General features: G+C 40.9%; 14 protein-coding genes and 1 riboswitch. Of the genes, 6 read left to right on the forward strand and 8 right to left on the reverse strand.

Annotated elements, in window-relative coordinates; all coding sequences use genetic code 11:
- Positions 1 to 278 precede the first annotated feature (278 nt).
- The 4 genes from QZ998_RS11150 to QZ998_RS11165 all read right to left on the reverse strand — a co-directional run bounded on the left by QZ998_RS11150 (position 279) and on the right by QZ998_RS11165 (position 5,403).
- Positions 279 to 2,600: a methyl-accepting chemotaxis protein gene (locus tag QZ998_RS11150; protein ID WP_296560617.1), complete on the reverse strand. Its 2,322-nt coding sequence runs from the start codon at positions 2,598 to 2,600 to the stop codon at positions 279 to 281.
- A gap of 208 nt (positions 2,601 to 2,808) precedes the next feature.
- Positions 2,809 to 3,438 carry a corrinoid protein gene (locus tag QZ998_RS11155; protein WP_296560618.1) on the reverse strand — a complete coding sequence of 210 codons (630 nt, stop codon included), beginning with the start codon at positions 3,436 to 3,438 and terminating at the stop codon, positions 2,809 to 2,811.
- A gap of 113 nt (positions 3,439 to 3,551) precedes the next feature.
- Positions 3,552 to 4,349: a methyltetrahydrofolate cobalamin methyltransferase gene (locus tag QZ998_RS11160; protein ID WP_296560620.1), complete on the reverse strand. Its 798-nt coding sequence runs from the start codon at positions 4,347 to 4,349 to the stop codon at positions 3,552 to 3,554.
- Between the two features lie 76 nt (positions 4,350 to 4,425).
- Positions 4,426 to 5,403 (reverse strand): uroporphyrinogen decarboxylase family protein, encoded by a 978-nt coding sequence (locus tag QZ998_RS11165; RefSeq protein ID WP_296560621.1) that lies wholly within the window; start codon positions 5,401 to 5,403, stop codon positions 4,426 to 4,428.
- Positions 5,404 to 5,677: 274 nt separating this feature from the next.
- On the opposite strand from QZ998_RS11165, the gene QZ998_RS11170 reads away from it, so the two are divergent.
- Positions 5,678 to 7,132, forward strand: a complete 1,455-nt coding sequence (locus tag QZ998_RS11170; RefSeq protein WP_296560622.1) for a helix-turn-helix domain-containing protein — start codon at positions 5,678 to 5,680, stop codon at positions 7,130 to 7,132.
- 111 nt (positions 7,133 to 7,243) lie between these two features.
- Here QZ998_RS11170 and QZ998_RS11175 read toward each other — a convergent pair whose 3' ends face one another.
- On the reverse strand, positions 7,244 to 8,728 hold the full coding sequence (locus tag QZ998_RS11175) for a helix-turn-helix domain-containing protein (RefSeq protein WP_296560624.1): 1,485 nt from the start codon (positions 8,726 to 8,728) through the stop codon (positions 7,244 to 7,246).
- Positions 8,729 to 8,853: 125 nt separating this feature from the next.
- Positions 8,854 to 8,963, forward strand: a riboswitch (molybdenum cofactor riboswitch).
- An 89-nt stretch (positions 8,964 to 9,052) separates the two neighbouring features.
- On the opposite strand from QZ998_RS11175, the gene QZ998_RS11180 reads away from it, so the two are divergent.
- The 5 genes from QZ998_RS11180 to QZ998_RS11200 all read left to right on the forward strand — a co-directional run bounded on the left by QZ998_RS11180 (position 9,053) and on the right by QZ998_RS11200 (position 15,266).
- Positions 9,053 to 9,502 carry a 4Fe-4S dicluster domain-containing protein gene (locus tag QZ998_RS11180; protein ID WP_296560626.1) on the forward strand — a complete coding sequence of 150 codons (450 nt, stop codon included), beginning with the start codon at positions 9,053 to 9,055 and terminating at the stop codon, positions 9,500 to 9,502.
- Between the two features lie 18 nt (positions 9,503 to 9,520).
- Positions 9,521 to 11,512 (forward strand): aldehyde ferredoxin oxidoreductase N-terminal domain-containing protein, encoded by a 1,992-nt coding sequence (locus QZ998_RS11185; protein ID WP_296560628.1) that lies wholly within the window; start codon positions 9,521 to 9,523, stop codon positions 11,510 to 11,512.
- Between the two features lie 60 nt (positions 11,513 to 11,572).
- Entirely contained in the window at positions 11,573 to 12,997 is a 1,425-nt protein-coding gene (locus tag QZ998_RS11190) for an FAD-dependent oxidoreductase (RefSeq protein ID WP_296560630.1), read from the forward strand.
- A 73-nt stretch (positions 12,998 to 13,070) separates the two neighbouring features.
- Positions 13,071 to 13,904, forward strand: a complete 834-nt coding sequence (fdhD, locus tag QZ998_RS11195) for a formate dehydrogenase accessory sulfurtransferase FdhD (RefSeq protein ID WP_296560632.1) — start codon at positions 13,071 to 13,073, stop codon at positions 13,902 to 13,904.
- Between the two features lie 186 nt (positions 13,905 to 14,090).
- Positions 14,091 to 15,266 (forward strand): MFS transporter, encoded by a 1,176-nt coding sequence (locus QZ998_RS11200; RefSeq protein WP_296560634.1) that lies wholly within the window; start codon positions 14,091 to 14,093, stop codon positions 15,264 to 15,266.
- A 24-nt stretch (positions 15,267 to 15,290) separates the two neighbouring features.
- Here the strand turns inward: QZ998_RS11200 and QZ998_RS11205 are convergent, their stop codons facing one another.
- From QZ998_RS11205 to QZ998_RS11215, 3 genes are all read right to left on the reverse strand, one after another.
- Positions 15,291 to 15,965: a GntR family transcriptional regulator gene (locus QZ998_RS11205; protein WP_296560635.1), complete on the reverse strand. Its 675-nt coding sequence runs from the start codon at positions 15,963 to 15,965 to the stop codon at positions 15,291 to 15,293.
- Positions 15,966 to 15,967: 2 nt separating this feature from the next.
- Entirely contained in the window at positions 15,968 to 16,654 is a 687-nt protein-coding gene (locus QZ998_RS11210; protein ID WP_186841294.1) for a GntR family transcriptional regulator, read from the reverse strand.
- An 86-nt stretch (positions 16,655 to 16,740) separates the two neighbouring features.
- Positions 16,741 to 17,298, reverse strand: a complete 558-nt coding sequence (locus QZ998_RS11215) for a cobalamin-dependent protein (RefSeq protein ID WP_296560639.1) — start codon at positions 17,296 to 17,298, stop codon at positions 16,741 to 16,743.
- Positions 17,299 to 17,407 lie beyond the last annotated feature (109 nt).

A 17,407-nucleotide genomic window follows, 5' to 3' on the forward strand; every position in this document is an offset into this window, starting at 1 on the left:
AACTTCTGGTCTGGAGAACAGAAATCACATAAGGCATTATTAGCTGGGTAAGGTTGCCGTACAAACTGAAGCCCAAAAGCTATCCAGAAGCTGATGGTGTTGATTTGGTGGATAGATGGGAGGAAAGATACCCTTGCCCCTTAATTAAATACTCTATTCTATATCAATTTTCGCAAATACACAAAACTTGAAACGCTCCCTTGAAACGCTCCCGGACTTGGATAATTCCTTGTGAGTTTTGACTGAACTTTTATTGACAATTCCATTTCCCGGTTTTCTCATATTTCTCTTATTTTAAATTGATTAATTCTCTCTTTTAACAGTTCCGCCTGACTTGACATCTCTTCGCTGGCGGCAGCGCTTTCTTCGGCGGTTGCCGAATTCTGCTGGACCACCTGGGCAACCTGTTTAATGCCGGTGTTAATCTGGGCAATTCCGGCGGCCTGTTCATTGGATGCCACGGCAATGTTGCTCACCAGAGTGGTGACTTTTTCAATGCCTGTCACGATGTCCGTGAGGGCGACCGCGGTTTCGTCGGCTATTTTTGTCCCTGATCTTACTTTATTGATAGACCCTTCGATAAGGTATGTGGTTTCTTTGGCCGCATCCGAACTACGTGCTGCCAGACTTCGGACTTCTTCGGCAACCACGGCAAAACCCTTGCCGTGCTGACCGGCCCGGGCGGCTTCAACTGCGGCATTAAGCGCCAGAATATTGGTTTGAAACGCAATATCGTCAATAACCTTGATAATCTTTGAGATATCCTGGGACGAGGTGTTGATATCCATCATCGACTGCTGCATGGCATTCATATGGCTATTGCCAATTTTAGCGTTATCCATCGCAACAGTTGTCAGTTGCCGTGCCTGATTGGCATCCACTGCGTTGCGCTTCGTCTGTTCGGCAATTTCGGTAATGGAAGCGGTGAGTTCCTGGATGGCGCTGGCCTGTTCAGTGGACCCCTGTGCCAGAGCTTGACTTCCATCAGAGACCTGACTGGCACCGAAACTGACCTGCTCAGCGGAATCATAGATATCCCGCATCACCGGATTCAAGGATTCAATGATGCCGTTTAAAGCGTTTGAAATATCAGAAAAATCGCCCTTATATTCCGGTGCATTTTCAATATTTAGGTTCCCGCTTGCCAGCTCTCCAATTCGATAGGATATATCTCCAATCATAGTTTTCAATTGGTTGACCATCACATTGACCACCAGTTTTAAATGTTCAAAACTTCCTCGATAGGCTCCGGTAACCACAACATTAAGATTACCATCGGACATCTCTTGTATAGTCTCTTCTATTTCTAAAAGAGGCGTTTCCATTTCCACCAGAATATTATTCATGCCTTCAATCAAATCCTGCCATGCGCCTGTGAATCTGGTCTCATCAGCTCGTGTTTCCAATTTGCCTTCAATCGCAGCCGTTGTCATCATTGATACGTTGCTTATCATACTTCCTATTGATTCTTTTACTTTTATGAGACTTTGATCAATCCTGGCAAATTGAACACTTACTTCTTCTGTATATTTTTCCGCTTTAAAAATATTCAAATCAAAATCCAGGTTGCCTTTCCCCAAACGTAATAAATTATTTTCAAGTCGATTTATTTCAATTTTAGTAAAGTCATTAACTTTTGCGATGGCTGTTATATCGGTGCAAACTTCCACAAAACCTATTTCATTTCCTGACTTGTCTCTTAAATAGGATACCTCAAGCTTAACATGCTGTCCTCCCAACACAAATGTTGTTTCTCCGATACCAGTTTCTGTTAATAGATGTATTCCGCATTGTTCGGTATTGCAAACCGGATTATGTGCGTTAGAACAATCCATTCCGCAATATTTAACACCGTTGCTAAGAGCCCCTGCATGCTGAAGTGCGTTTTCAAGTTTATTATTCATATACAGCCATTTCAACTCATTATCCATTACATGAATCGGGAATGGTAGGGCATCGAAAATAGCTTCATAAAACTCAATTCTTTCACCAAGTACAGACATGATCTGATTCGCATTCGCAATGATTGACTTATAGTCATTGTGAAGATTTTTAGCTTCATATTTTATTAAATAATCTCCTCCATCTAGATTTTGGGAGACTCGTTCCATTTCAATAACCAGACTTTCGAAGGAGTGTTCAAATGACAAGATGAAACGATCGAATTCATCCTGTATTAATCCGCCACTTTCATCACATTGGCAGAATCCACCACCTAATTTTTTAGCCTGATTGATATAATGATCAATCCGCTCAGCCAAATCCGTACTATTATAAATGATTCGGTCAAGTTGAACTTTATTCTTTTCTGGCGTATTATTAATGACTGTAGTTGCTATTTGTATTAGCATTCCCCCTATCAGGTTGTCAATAATTGAAACTTTTCTCCCGATTGAAAAAGCAGTCAACCCCGATACAAGAATAATGCCTGTAATTCCGAGACCAACAATTATAACCAGGCTGAATTGATCACCTAAAAAATGATTGTCTTTCGACTCCATCACTACAATCATGATGGCACATGTGATGATATAGATCACTATGGTTGGTAAACACATCGCCACCAAGATCATTGTGGAAACACTTTTGTTTTTTTTCATATCCTTCACCATTTCTATTAAAATATGTTAAAATTGATCCTGAAAAATGAAAACAACACAGCGTGTAGCAAGCACTGTGTTGTCGCCAAATATTTTCTGCTATTATTCATGATAACCAGACGGTTTTGAAGATAATTTATCCATTGAAATATCAATGGGAACTCTTCATCCGGATTGAGCTTATAAAGACCTTGGCCATTTTTCTTTGTTAGGCAATCAGGTCTTTCGCCTTAACAGCGGCACTTCCTGCATCCGGTGCATAACCGTCAGCACCAATTTCATCGGCAAATGCCTCAGTAATCGGCGCCCCGCCAACAAGAATTTTGAAGCCGGTTAAGCCACTTTCCCGAACTTCATTTACTGTTTCCCGAAGTGAAGGCATGGTTGTTGTTAATAAGGCGGACAGCGCCAGTACCTTTACCTCTGGATGTTCTTTGATGGCTTCAATAAATTTAGCGATGGGTACATCAACACCCAGGTCGATGACATCGAATCCGGCACTTTCAATCATGATGGTTACAAGATTCTTGCCGATATCATGCAGGTCACCGGCAACCGTCCCAATAATGCATAAACCATTTGAAACAGCGCCGGAGGAGGCTAAACTTGGTTTTAGAACTTCGACACCCTTTGACATGGCACGGGCCGACACCAGCATTTCAGGCACAAATATTTCGCCGTTCGAGAACTTGTTGCCCACCACATCCATGGCTTCAACCATCGCCTGAAGAATATCCGGTGCTGAACACCCTTCATTTAAAGCTTCCTGTACCAAAGCCGGTACCTGTTTTGCTTTTCCAGCTGCTACTTTTTCTTTTACTTCTGTAATTTTTGACATTTGATTTTCTCCTTGCATATTATTCTTAATTTTTTCTATTGTCCGAAGTACAGTAATTAACTGTTCCATCTCCCGTTCGATTTATCGGTATGATATAAGCGAACAGCGGTCATCTATTTAGCAAATTTCCCTTCCCGGAAAGCACCAATATATTCCATGCAGAATTCATCCTCGCCAGACATCGCTTCCGTAGCGAAGAGCATTCCCATCATATCCTTATTCAGTGGATCCAGGATGAAACTATCCATTCCGGCATTCATAGCCAGCACAGCAAAGGCCTGATTAGCAATCCGGCGTGCTGGCAGGTTGAAGGAAATGTTGCTCACTGCACCGGTGACATGGATGGTTGGATATTGTTTTTTTATTTCCCGGATGACTTCGGTAACCATGGTGATGCCATCTTCAGAAGTACAAAGCATTTCAATCAATGGATCAATATGCATCCGGGAGGGGTCGATCTTATATTCTTTGCATTTTACCATTAAATCAGTGAACACATCCAGACGATCTTTGGCCGTTTTGGGGATGCCCTTGTCACTATTTAGCAGGGCAACACATTCCCATTTGGTATCGGCCAGTACTTTGAAAGCGACATCGACCTTATCCCCTTCCAGTGATACCGAATTAAACAATCCCGGTTTGTTGCAGTATTTCATCGATTCAATACAGGTATACACATTGGGACTGTCCACCGCAATGGGCACATCGGTAGCATCCTGGACAATATCAATCAGCCATTTCATGGTTGCCAGTTCAATGTCATCATCAACTGATGCACAAACATCGATAAAGTCAGCTCCGGCTTCTGCTTGTTTGATGGCCAGATTCCAAATAAATTCAACGTCTTTTTCAGCAATAGCTTTTCCGGTCGAAGGAATGGCCCCGTTAATTTTTTCTCCGATAATAATCATGTTGTTTTAATTTCCTCTCAATTTCACTTTCCACGTCAATTCTTATAGATAACTATTTCTGGGTGTCAAATCAATCTTAGTAGATGCGACAATTCATCGCCCATTCTTCAAACAAACCTGGTAATCGATCATCTCCAACAAACAATGAATTTCCGCGCTCATTCAACAGTGTCGGCTGAAGAATAAAGCCTTTTCGGGGACCATATTCATTGATGGCACGAAGGGTTTCAGCTCTGATCTCATCAGCTGATGATCCTATCTGACTGCATTTTCCGACCGTATCCCAGCCGCCTTCAATCACCAGCCGTCCATTAAATCGTTCCTGAATGCCAGTCAGATCATTCATGATCTGAGCCGAACTCCAAACACCGATGCCAATATCTACATAATCCTCCAGTAGGGCTTCACATTTTCCGCAAGTATGCTGGAAGAAAATCATCCCCAATTCTTTGCAGGCATCGACAATTCGTTTATGAGCTGGTTTGATCACGTCTCGATAGGTTTGTGGCGACATAAATGTCCCTCTTGCCGTAGCAAGGTCATCTAGATAGACATAAATATCGGGTTTGTAGGCTTCATGGATTTTTTTCATACAGGCGATTTTATAATCGGCCAGCGCTTCGAAAAAATCCATGCAGGCTTCCGGTTCAGAAACTAGTGATATCAGACATTCTTCAAATCCCATAAAAGCACTGAGTCTTTCAAATAAACCATTGGGATGATAATAAGTAAGCATTTGTTGCTCTGAGTCAAAATCCTTTAACTCAGCCTCTGCAAATGGTTTTAAATCAATTGAGTCAGTATCCGGAAACTTTATATACTCCTTCCATTTGGTGATGTCTTCTAATATAAATTTACTCGAATCAGGGATACAACCTTCTGGGGTAACATGCCATAAAACACCAAAGGGATCAAGTCCATCTTTGTCAGTTGGTGCTTCAATTGGTCCATTAGAAAGAAAACCGACAACTTTCATGGCTTCAAATGTCAGCGGTACATATTCCGGATTTCCCCAATTCAATACTTCAAGAAGATTTTGTTTCGGTGTTAACATAATAAACTCCTTCGCTTTCGTAATATTGTATTTGTTTGATTGACCCAAAGAATGAATAAAGAAAAGATATTCTTACTTTCGTTATTCATTGCTTTTTTCAACCTCTTTAGCTATAATGTGAGTATAACAAAACGATTGCAAAAATGCTTTATTCGTTTATGCTGAAAAATAATTTAATCTTCATGATCCAATTTGTGATAAACGCACAAATACAAAATCCATAAATATTAATATCGCTTAAAGCTATTTAAAAAAAGAGAGGTCCGACTTCTTGATGAAACTTAGTATGTGGATTTTGGCCGACTGGCTAAAGAAATACAATCCGGAGATTCATATAAAAGAAGGATACCTTACGTTGGAACGGGTTCGCTTTTTTAACGGTGTCCAACACGAATATGAATCATGTGTTTTTGTTGGTCATTCAAAAACGATGGCAACCGCTTCAACTGAACAGGTAAGCTGTGTCAGTGGCGTTGATTTAATTCTGCTGAAAACAAACGACGTTGAAGGGATCTTTAACGAAATTTCGGATGCCTTTGAATTCTATTGGAATTGGCATGATAGTATCAGGCGTGCCATTCAAGAAGGGTGCACCGTCCAGGTCCTGCTTGATAAAAGCAGCCATATTTTAGATGATTTTACTTTTGTTACCGACTCTGGTTATTTACTCAAGGGGCATTGTTGTGATACTCTCCAAAACAGAAAAATCGATTTGGTCGAACAAATTTTGGCAGAAAATATGATTCCCATGGACAGAATTTTAGTCCTTAACGATGATAGTCGCGTTAAAAATGCTGCCAGTCGTGCTTATGTGGTGGATAATCCCATCCTGCCAAAACGAACCATCAGCCGAAATCTCTTTCTTGACCATGAACACATCGGTTGGTTGATATTGGTCGAAATCGAACATATGATCACCCCCGGAAGAATCCAGTTTTTGGATATACTAGGCGATATCATCGAAGAAGATTACGCCCGTTACAGTCGGGGGGGTAACGAAATTTTCTCCTATGAGAAAATGTTTTTGGATATTCTTTTCGAAGACACCGATATGCCTGATTCCATCAATCATAAAATGATGGCCATCAATTGGCAGCCTGATGATGAAAAACTGGTCTTTAAGATCATTGGTTGCAATCAAAATCGTGATCTGAGCCTGGCTTTGCTGAGAAAGCTGGAAGCCTCTCTGACCGGGTGTATTCTCCTTCATCACAATGAAAGCATTATTCTCCTTGCGAATTTGAATTTAGTTAACCACGCTGTTCTGATCAGACAGAACCAGATCCAGTTAAAGCAGGCTGCCAGCCGGAGCGGTGCAAGCTTTGTCTTTCAGGATATCAATCAATTGAAAGATGCATACAGCCAGGCGGAGATTGCCATCACTTACGGCACAAATATTCCCGGTGATATTCAAACCTGCAACGCGTGCGCCGTAGCATATAGTATCAATCTCTTACGCTCGACCAGTCATGCCGATTTACGACATCCGGGCATCCAAAAACTAAACCAATACGATGCACTCCACCATTCAAACCTGGCTAAAACACTTTGGCTGTTTTTACTTAATGAACGAAATAATACAGAAACAGCTAAACAATTATTCATTCATAAAAACACCCTAGCCTATCGGATTTCAAGAATTGAAGAAATTACTGGCATCTCACTGAATGATGCCGAAATCCGGTTCCACTTATTGATTTCATGCTATCTTGACTATTATCATTTATGAGCACCGTCTCCCATATACTTAACAAAAAAATCCCGGAACAGGTAATGAACTGTTCTCGGGATTCTTTCTTCGGATAACCTGGCGAACCGCCAATTAACCTGGTAGCTTGTTTCACCTTTCCGTGATATGAATCATTTCATAAGATAACATCAAATGTTCACGGATATCCGGGTTATTCATGTCCACTTGGATCAGCTCATGGATTTTTTTCAGGCGATACTGAAGTGTATTGCGGTGAATGTGTAAACATTCCGATGTAATGGTGCTGTTTCTTTCACATCTCAGGTACTGAAACAATGTAAAGCAAAGGTCAGCTTCATTTTCACGATCATAGGCATTTAGTGTCAAAATGGCTGGGTGACACAGACAGAGATCTTTGGTTATTTTTAACAGCGAATCATGAATATAGGCTGTAGTGAAATCTTCGCAACGACGGATATAGGAATTTGTAGATTGACCATAGTGGATAGCCAATTTAGCTTGATTCAGGCGCTCTGCCAAGGTATCCCATTCGGTAAAAGGCAGGGAAACACCACAGATAAAATCTAGCGGTTCAATCAGCTTTGTCAATTCATCAGCCAGGGCATCAAATTCTGATTTTAACAGTAATAAAAGGGTTTCATTATCATAGACAAGACGCTTACCCTGAGGGATATACTGATCAAGCGAACCATTTAACGATTCTTTTGTCAGTTGTTCATGGTTGTTCTCAAACAATAATAAAACGCAGGGAACCTTATTTTCCCAGCCCAGGGCCAGGAGGACCCAATCCAATTCTTCTTTTGGGACTGCTTTTCCATTTAAAAGTTCGCAAAATAATTTCGACATCGACTGTGCATAGGTGGATAGTCCTGGAAAATGGGTAAAGGAAACAATATTGAGAAATATATCTGCCAATTGACAGTGTCCGGCTGTCACAGTAGTTTGGAATTCCATGATTTGGATGTGTAAATGCATGTCATTAGCCTGTTTTAAGGTGCCACCGATACAGCGGTGAGATAGTTCGCCAAATGATAACAAGGCAGCCTTGGTACCTTGTAAAACAACTGAGTAATTATCCGATTTTCGCAACATTTGGATTGAGTAAAGTGGAACCCGTCCAGATTTGACGATGTGCTGCCAAGTTCCCCGAAAATAGTCATTTTGATATTCGCGGGAAAAAGCAAAAACGCGACCCTGCCAATTAGCGATAAAAATAGGATTCCGGAAAACCGGAACAGCAAGGTCGACAAGATCCTGCAAAGATGAATTTGAATAAACAGCATCTTTCAGCGAAGACTCCCATAACTGAAAGAATTCATAAGCAGCGAGCGATTCATTAAATATCGAAATAACATTTCCTTCAACCGCAAGATAAAAAGATTTATAGACACAGACAACACATCGATTGGTATTCAGAACGGGGTTAATTTCTGATTCTAAATCTGTCGATTCAGTGATATATAAGAAAACATCTGCTAATTCTGGTCGCTCTTTATCTTTTAACCGGATACCTGTTATACCAGGTTCTGAAGTTTCATCTTCCATTTTTGATGCGAGGATTTTAACCCCCTTTGCGTCAAACCAGTCCTTCAAAATATACAAACTCAATTTCATGACAAACTCCTTTATCAATTGTTCAAAATGAACAGTCGACTTAATTTAGACGTGTAAAGATTTGGTCTATGTGAACGTATACAAAGATCGATAATGGGATTATACTATACCTAAAGGTCAGTTTCAATAATAATATATTCCGATTTACATATGACCCATGTGGCCAATGTGAACAATGGGTAAAAGAAGTAATTTTTTTGCCTTCCATTTGAAAAGGAATTCAGAACGTTTCAATCGTTTTGTTTTCTTTTTTTGCATTTGAAATAAATGGTGTTCCAAATCATATGAGACACTATTTATAAATAAATTTAGGAGGTTTGATAAATGGGTTTTCAAAAAGCGAAGGGTTATATCGGTATGACTGACCCATCAGTTGCAGCATGCCAGGATTGTAAGGTATGTGAATTATTTTGTGCAGCAACACATGATGGTGCCTGTGGTTCAGAATTAAACAGGCTTTGGGAATCAAGCGATATTTTTGCTGGGGAGTACATCACGTATTCATGTAAACAGTGTCTGGCGCCATCATGTATGGATGCCTGCAAGGTTGAAGCAATTTACATCGATGAGGCGACAGGTGCACGATGCATTGACGCTGAAAAGTGTATTGGCTGTAAAGCCTGTATTAAGGCATGTCCACTGGATCCGCCAAGAATTAATTTTGATAGTATCAATAAAAAAGCGAAGAAATGTGATTTGTGCAAAGATCGGGAAGATGGACCAGTATGTGTTCAAATGTGTCCGACAATGTGTTTACAACTCAAAAAATATTAGTGATAGGGAGATGAAGCTATGAATGAACAATGCGGATGGGCAGGAAAAATATTAAGAGTAAATCTTACGGACGGTACGTTTTCAGATGTTGATACGATGCAGTATGTTCCGAAATTTGTCGGTGGTTTGGGGGTCGCCCATAAGATTTGGTGGGATGAAATGCCGTCAGGGATTAAAGCATTCGATCCAGAAAACAAACTGATTTTTATGACGGGGCCGGTCACCGGAACAGCATCACCTTCCAGCGGAAGAGCTGAGTTTGTTTCAATTTCCCCCCACAGTTATCCAGAACAATATGCAAATACCGGTATCGGCGGTTCATTACCCACTTATCTGAAGTGGTGCGGTTATGATGGGATTATCATCGAAGGTAAATCCCCGGAACCGGCTTACCTTTATATCTCTGCGGATGGGCCAGAATTAAGGTCAGCAAAGGATATTTGGGGATTGGGGCTGGTTGATGCCCAGGAAATATTACATGACCGACATGGGGGAAACTCATCGTCCTATGGAATTGGACCGGCAGGTGAAAACCTGATTCGTTTTGCAATCATCGGATGCGGTATTCACAGTGCAACTGGCCAGGGTGGTCATGGTGCCGTCATGGGTTCAAAGAATCTAAAAGCCATCACCGTAACTAAGGGTAAGCATCAGGTGAAGGTCGCTGATCCGGAAGGCTTATTAAAAACAACATTGAAATTTGGTCCGATCAGAAAACCCATGCCTGTTTATGATATGGATTTGGCCGATGATCAAACAAATCCCTTCTGGGATCGCTGGACAGGACCGGATCATAAACCTAATTTCTCAATCAACTGGATGGGGAATGTTCACAACAAACCCTTTAAATTTCTAAGTCATTCCTGTGGATTGGGATGCTATGCGTCCTGTGGCTTCTTTGAATTCAAAAATGTGCCTGCTGTAACCGAACCAAAACTGATTCACGCCATGACAGGTTGTAACCATACTCGTTATGAGCAGTTTTTCGATAGAGAAGATGAAACCGTACCGGGTGAAAATTTTAGAAAAGGTCTGGAAATTCATGAGCTGGCGCAACAATTGGGATTTGGCCATTTTGATATCATCTATGGTTTTGTTCCCTGGCTGTATTATACGAAAGCCATGGGTCTGGATACAGAATCAAAGGTGGGAATGCCAACCGAGGTGCGATCGAATGAATGGTGGATTAAACTGCTGAAAATGATTGCCTATCGTGAAGGTTTTGGGGATCTCATGGCTGAAGGTATCCGACGAACGGTGGTTGAATTGGGAGAGGATGAATACGCACATCCCATTTATGAAGGGCCTGAAGCAGCCAGAGAAGACGCCTGGTTTAAGGTCAGATTGCCACTGGCGCCACTGGGTGCCTGGGGATACACATCAAGAAGTTTGGTTATGGAAATGCCATTCCCAATGAGCATGCCAGGTCTTTTAAACTGGCTCATTGAAACTAGAGATCCTCATCATAGCAAGTGGCCGGATTGGGCACATCAGCGCTTTGGTGAATGGATGGCAACAGAAAAAGATCATTATAATAGTACCTTCCCACTGGAATGGGCAAGACAAAGCACCATTCGGGGAACGCTTTTAGATTCACTGACTGCCTGCTTCCAATTCCCATTGCGCAAATATATGGGAATGGAATTTGACTATGATGAGGTTGGGGATGGTTCTGATACAACTTCCATGGAATCAATCCTGTTTTCTCAGGTAACTGGGATTAAGGTTACCGAAGAAGAGTTTTTTGAGTCTGGTGAAAGAATCAATACCTTGTTCAGAGCCATTCAGATTCGAAACCATGAACGGACTGCAGATATGGAATTTAATGAGTTAATGCCCCGGCTTTATGATGCCTACGATAAAGATAAATTTAAAATAACCACCCAAAATTGGTATGAATATTTAGGTTGGGACAGAGAAACGGGTTGGCCGACCCGGGAAACATACGAAAAATATGGCCTGCAAGATGTCGCTGATGAGCTGGAGAAAATAGATAAATTGCCCAAATAATAAGAATGGCGCATCAATCAGAAATTTCTGATTCAGTATGTATAAAAGAAGGAGAAAAGCATGGCAGAAAAATTCGAAAATATCGTTGTTGGTGCCGGCTTCGCAGGTCTGACCTGTGCTGGATATTTGGCTAAAAGCGGCCAAAGTACTCTGCTTTTAGAAAAAGGTTCGGTTATTGGTGGGAGAGCTTCGGCTCATCCCGCCAATGGATATAATGTTGTGATGCATCTGCCGCTAATTATGACATCCCTAAATGGTGGGGGTGGGTACGGATGGGCCAATGCTGCGAAAGATTTTGGAGCAGACATTAAACTGCACTTCAGCCGAGAACCGCGGCTCTATCTTAATAGGGCAGAAGATCCATTTATGACCATACCAAAATGCATCACGACCGAAGCGGCTGTTGACTGGATGGAAAGTTTTGTAAAAAAAGCCCGGCCGGATCTCTGGTCAATAAGTTTCAAATCAGAACTTTACCCGATGCTTGATGAAATCCTTAATAAACCATTTAAAGAAATGTGTGAAGAATGGGATGAGGTGTCAGTAAAAGACTGGGTTCAATCCCGCAGCATGGATGAGGGGATTGAATATGTGTTCACCTCATTGATGGCCTGTTTCTGCTGGACTGCTGATGCAGAATTCACCTGGAACTATGGTTCAGCAGCCAAAGGATTTGTGATGCTGCGCATCTGGATTGGCAACCAGGGTGCCATGTCGGTTGCAATCCCTGATCTTCAGCATGGTATTTGCGAGCCCATCGCAGAAGCCATTACAACAAATTTTGGCTGTGATATACGAACGGACTCGGAAGTTTCTAAGGTTATTATCGAAAACAATCGAGCTATTGGGGTAGAGATAAAAGACGAAAATGGAAATATAAAACAGATCCAAGCAGATCGGGTGATTCTTGCCACCACCTGGCTGGATTACCTGAAATTGTTTGATACAGTACCGCCAACCCTGATGGAAACGATGAAAGCTCCGCTTCAACAGAAAATGGGCGGAATCTTTCTAACGTATCAGTTAAATGATTCCATCAGCCTGGATGGAGCATTTACCCTGTTTATCGATCCGAAAACGGGTTCATCAATCCAGGGTGGATGTGCCCAGAATATTGAACAGCCATGGAACGTTCCGGAAGGAAAGCAGCTGATATGGGCATATTCGGTAAGAAGTGATGCAGATTTCAGTCGATTGGGATTGGAAGGAATCGCGGCGGAAGTTACAAAAAATATGGAATTGCTTTATCCGGGATTTAATAGTGCCTTGGAGTCCACCAGTCCGGTGAAAGGCGCCAGTTATCCGTCCCACTATCGATTTAGTTCACTGCCGAAGATTCGTCAAAAATCCCCGGATGTGGAAGGACTATTCTTTGCCGGTGAATGTACCTGGCCGATGTATGGTCAGATCACCGATGGTACTGCCAGCACGGGCGCAAACGTGGCTAAATTAATTCTGGAGACGGATGATTTAGCAGGGGTATAAAATATAATTGCGTTATGTTTAATATCGTTGAAGAAAAATATTTAAAATTTTATATTTTAATGGAGGGGATCGTATGAACGAAAATATTGTCAGAATGCCCCCAGGAAATGCACCGGATATCCACTGCCATCATTATACAGATGGAAAATGGGAAGATCATATGATATATGTACCCCAAGAACTGCCATTGGCAATTTATATCAATGGCAGAGAACTGGTTACGATTCTATGTTCCCCTTCAAAGTTGAACTTTTTAGTTGTTGGATATTTATTTGCTGAGGGAATCATTGAAAATATTGAGGATATTAATATTTTAAGAGTCTGTGAGGAGAGTTCAATTGCCGATATCAAATTAAAAAATAATGACTACAAATTGCCTGAAAAACGAATTCTCACATCAGGATGTGGCGGCGGAATGAGTTTGAATAGCGGTCATTATCAAACAAGGCTGGATTCAAATGTGAGTGTAGCACCGGAAAAACTTTTTCTACTAGTAAAGCAAATGATAAAAAGCGGAAAAGCTTATCGTTTAAGCGGTGGCAGTCACACATCAGCGATTTGCGACACTAACCAGGTCATTGCCTTGGGAGAAGATATCGGGCGTCACAATACCCTGGATAAAATCATCGGTGAATGTTTGCTGCGGGATATTCCGACTAAGGACAAGATCCTTTTAACCAGTGGTCGAATCGCCTCTGAAATGTTAAGAAAAGCAGTCAAGATGGAAATACCAATTGTTGTATCATTGACTTCCCCAACCCAACAGGCGATAATATTGGCCAGGGAATTGGGGGTTACGCTGGTAGGTTATGTCCGGGGCAGCCATATGACTGTTTATGCCAATGAAAAAAGACTGGGAATTATAGCAAAAAATGACGAGCAGCTCGTATCTGAACAAATAGGCTAAAGAAAGACTTCCGGAATGATTTAAATCCGGAAGTCTTTTTATAATTAAAATCGACAGGAAAAATTATCAGTTTCATAGTATAGTAGATAGTGAAAGATAAGTGGATTGACACGACATGAAGTGACAGTCTGCTTAAAAAGTCACTGATATTATTAAAAATACGGTTAAATTTAAGGAGTGAAAGCGATGTTTAATATTATATTTCTGGGTCTGGTGAGCTTTTTTTCGGACATCAGCTCAGAAATGGTTTATCCTTTGATCCCCTTGTATCTGACATCTGCATTTGGAGCGACACCGGTACTTATCGGGATTATCGAAGGGATTGCAGAAAGTATTGCCAGCTTATTAAAGGTCTACAGCGGTTATATCTCAGATAAGTACAAGCGAAAAAAGATTTTGGCTTTTGGCGGATATTCTACCGGGATTATATATAAAATAGCGCTGCTAATTGGAACCTCCTGGACAGGGATCTTATTTGCCAGGGTGATTGATCGGATTGGAAAAGGGATCAGGACAGCCCCCCGGGATGTTTTAGTCTGTGAAAGTGCGGACGCAAACAAAATGGGGAAGGCTTTTGGTATTCATAAAGCACTGGACATGGCCGGCTCTGCCTTGGGGATCTTAATCGCTTTTATCCTTCTGTCCAGGGCTGATGGTAATTTTGACTATCAAACCCTGTTTGCAATTTCTATCATTCCCGCAGCAATCGGGCTTGTCATCCTATTGTTTGTCAAAGAAAAAAAACAAAATCGGGAAATTAAGGTGCGGGAACCATTCTGGAAAAATATGAGAAACCTGGATGTGAATTTAAAACTTTATCTAGCAGTGACATTCATTTTCACATTAGGCAATTCATCCAACGCTTTTTTGATCCTCCGGGGCAAGAGTATGGGCTTAACCGATGCGAATGTGATCCTGCTTTACTTCATTTATAATGTATCAGCAGCTTTTTTTTCGGTGCCTTTTGGTCATCTTTCGGACAAATACGGTCGAAAAAAGATTCTTGTTTCAGGGTATATCACCTTTGCCCTGGTTTACTTCGGATTTGCTTTTGTTTCAAACACAGAGGTGCTGGTGATTCTGTTTATCATTTATGGTCTTTACACCGCCATGACAGCTGGCGTTGAACGGGCTTTAATCTCAGAAATTTCACCAGTTAATCTAAAAGGGACGATGCTGGGGCTTCAGGCCACCATTGTAGGGATTGCCCTGCTGCCTGCCAGCGTCATTGCCGGCCTGTTATGGAACGTTTTTGGACCTCAGGCACCGTTTGTTTTTGGTGCCGGGCTTTCCCTGTTTGCCGCTGGTATGCTGATTTTTCTGATGAACCGAAATCCTAAACAAAAATACGAGCAATTATAAGCTAAACTGGCTAGAATAGGATAACTATGTAGAGAAATTAAGGTGGAGATAATGAGGGTTGAAATAGGTCTTAAATTGTGCTACTTCTGTTAGTGTTTTGCGATGCGTAAATAGGATTTCAATAAAAAAAACAGCACTTTGCGGTGCAACATCAATTTTTTCAGCAACTTTTTCTGGACAGAAGTCGGCAACCAAAGTGATCTGTTTTTGAAGTTCCAACGGTTTATTGAAAAGTAATAAAATATCCAAATCTGTTTTTGTCAGCAATTGATTTTTATTTAATTGAAAGTCATTGGCATTTTCAAAAAAATACTGTTTGGTGGCATAGCATATGTTTTTTTTATCAATATCAAAAGTTTTATTGATGACCAAAGATTGTCGTTTGGATCCAACCGGTGTGATCGAAAAGTCAAAATCATTGAGACCGGCAAACATACTGGAAAGAAGCTCATCCTCACGGTAATGTAAACTGAAATGATCAAGTGCCGGTCTGGTGACATAATTTCCTTTTCGCGGAATCGTCAAGATATAGCCCTCGTGAGCAAGAATCATCATGCTTTTCTCAATGGTTGATTTACTGGCGTTGTAAATATCCATTAGTTCGTTTTCTGAGGGTAAGCGACTGCCAGGTTTCAGCTCGCCTGAGATTATTTTATCTGAAATGTCTTTGACGATTTGTTTGTATAGCTTAGTATCCATAATTACTGACCTCGAATTTTGAAGGCGTTCCCTTTAAAATAGCTCTTTCCATAGCGTATGATTTGACTGACCTCATTTCGGGCTGTCGCTTCGATTTGAATAATCGGAAAGCCAATTTCAACTTCTAAAATTGAAGAAATGTGCTCATCAGAAGACAGGACAGCCAAGGTTACATGCTTTTTAATTTTTTCACCAGTAGCAGCATTTTCGTCAATATTGATGTAATGAAACTCTTTTTCCAGTACCGGTTCTTTAGGATTGTAATGGAGATAAGTTATATCATATCCGACGATCTCACCATTATTGAAGATGCGTTGTTTAACTTCAATGATCTTTTTTTGAGTGAAATTCTGCATGCGAATACGAAGATCGTCGCTCATATCAATAATATCTACAGACAGCAATTTATGTTCAAAATCCTGATCATCATGTGTTTTGAAATTGATGTCAAAATGAGTGAAGTCTGGTTTGCTGACAAAGTGACCTTTTCCCTGAACGCTGTGAATATAGGTTTCATTGATCAGTACCGCCAGAGCCTTCCTCACCGTCATCCGGCTGATTCCATAGCTTTGACTCATGTAATTCTCGGAAGGAAGGGGATCACCTGGCCTTAAAATGCCATCTCCGATGTCTTTTTTGATAGCATTAACAATAATCTGATATTTTGAGAGGGGTGTTTTATTGGCCATTTTTTTCGCGCATCCATTCGTTACATTTTGTAATCCCGGTTTCCGCAGATTTTGTTGCAAAATCAGCTCCGATATAGTTTAAAAGATCATTCAGAGAGGGAAAGTCCTCCGATGATTATTTTAAAATCATTTCTGATAAAATTTTTCTTGAACAGGTTGACTGTTTCCGTCATGGATTTAATGGCATTTGAAATGATACCACTCATGGCTAAAATATCCGGCTTTGTTGTTAGCGCCTCTTCAAAGAATCGATCCGGTTTGACGTCAACCCCCAGATCAATTACCTCATAACCTTCAGTTAACGCCAGGTTGGTAAAAATAGACTTTCCAATATCGTGGATATCATTTTCGACGGTACCAATTAGAATTCTTCCAGTTCGCTCAGTTGCTGTTAATGACAAACTCGTTTGTTCCAAATCATCAAAGAAATTTAAGACGCTTTTAAAAACACAGCCTGCCATAATAAGGTCCGCAATATAATAGTCAAGGCTTTCATAGAGAATCCCGATTTCATTCATTCCCAGGATAACATACCGTATAATTTCTTTTCGTGTTAAACCATCTGCTACTGCCTGAGACACTAAATCTAAGACCAAATCCTCATCCAAATTACTGACTGCTTCAATAATTTCATCTTTTATCACAGAAGTTCCCCTCGTATAATATGTTTAGACCCGTAAAGTAATTTTACTTATACTAATAAAAGTATGAGTAGAGAGGTGAAGGAATTGGATTTTATATCGATAATTAAAA

The organism is uncultured Acetobacterium sp., from assembly GCF_927416815.1.
GTDB lineage: Bacteria > Bacillota > Clostridia > Eubacteriales > Eubacteriaceae > Acetobacterium.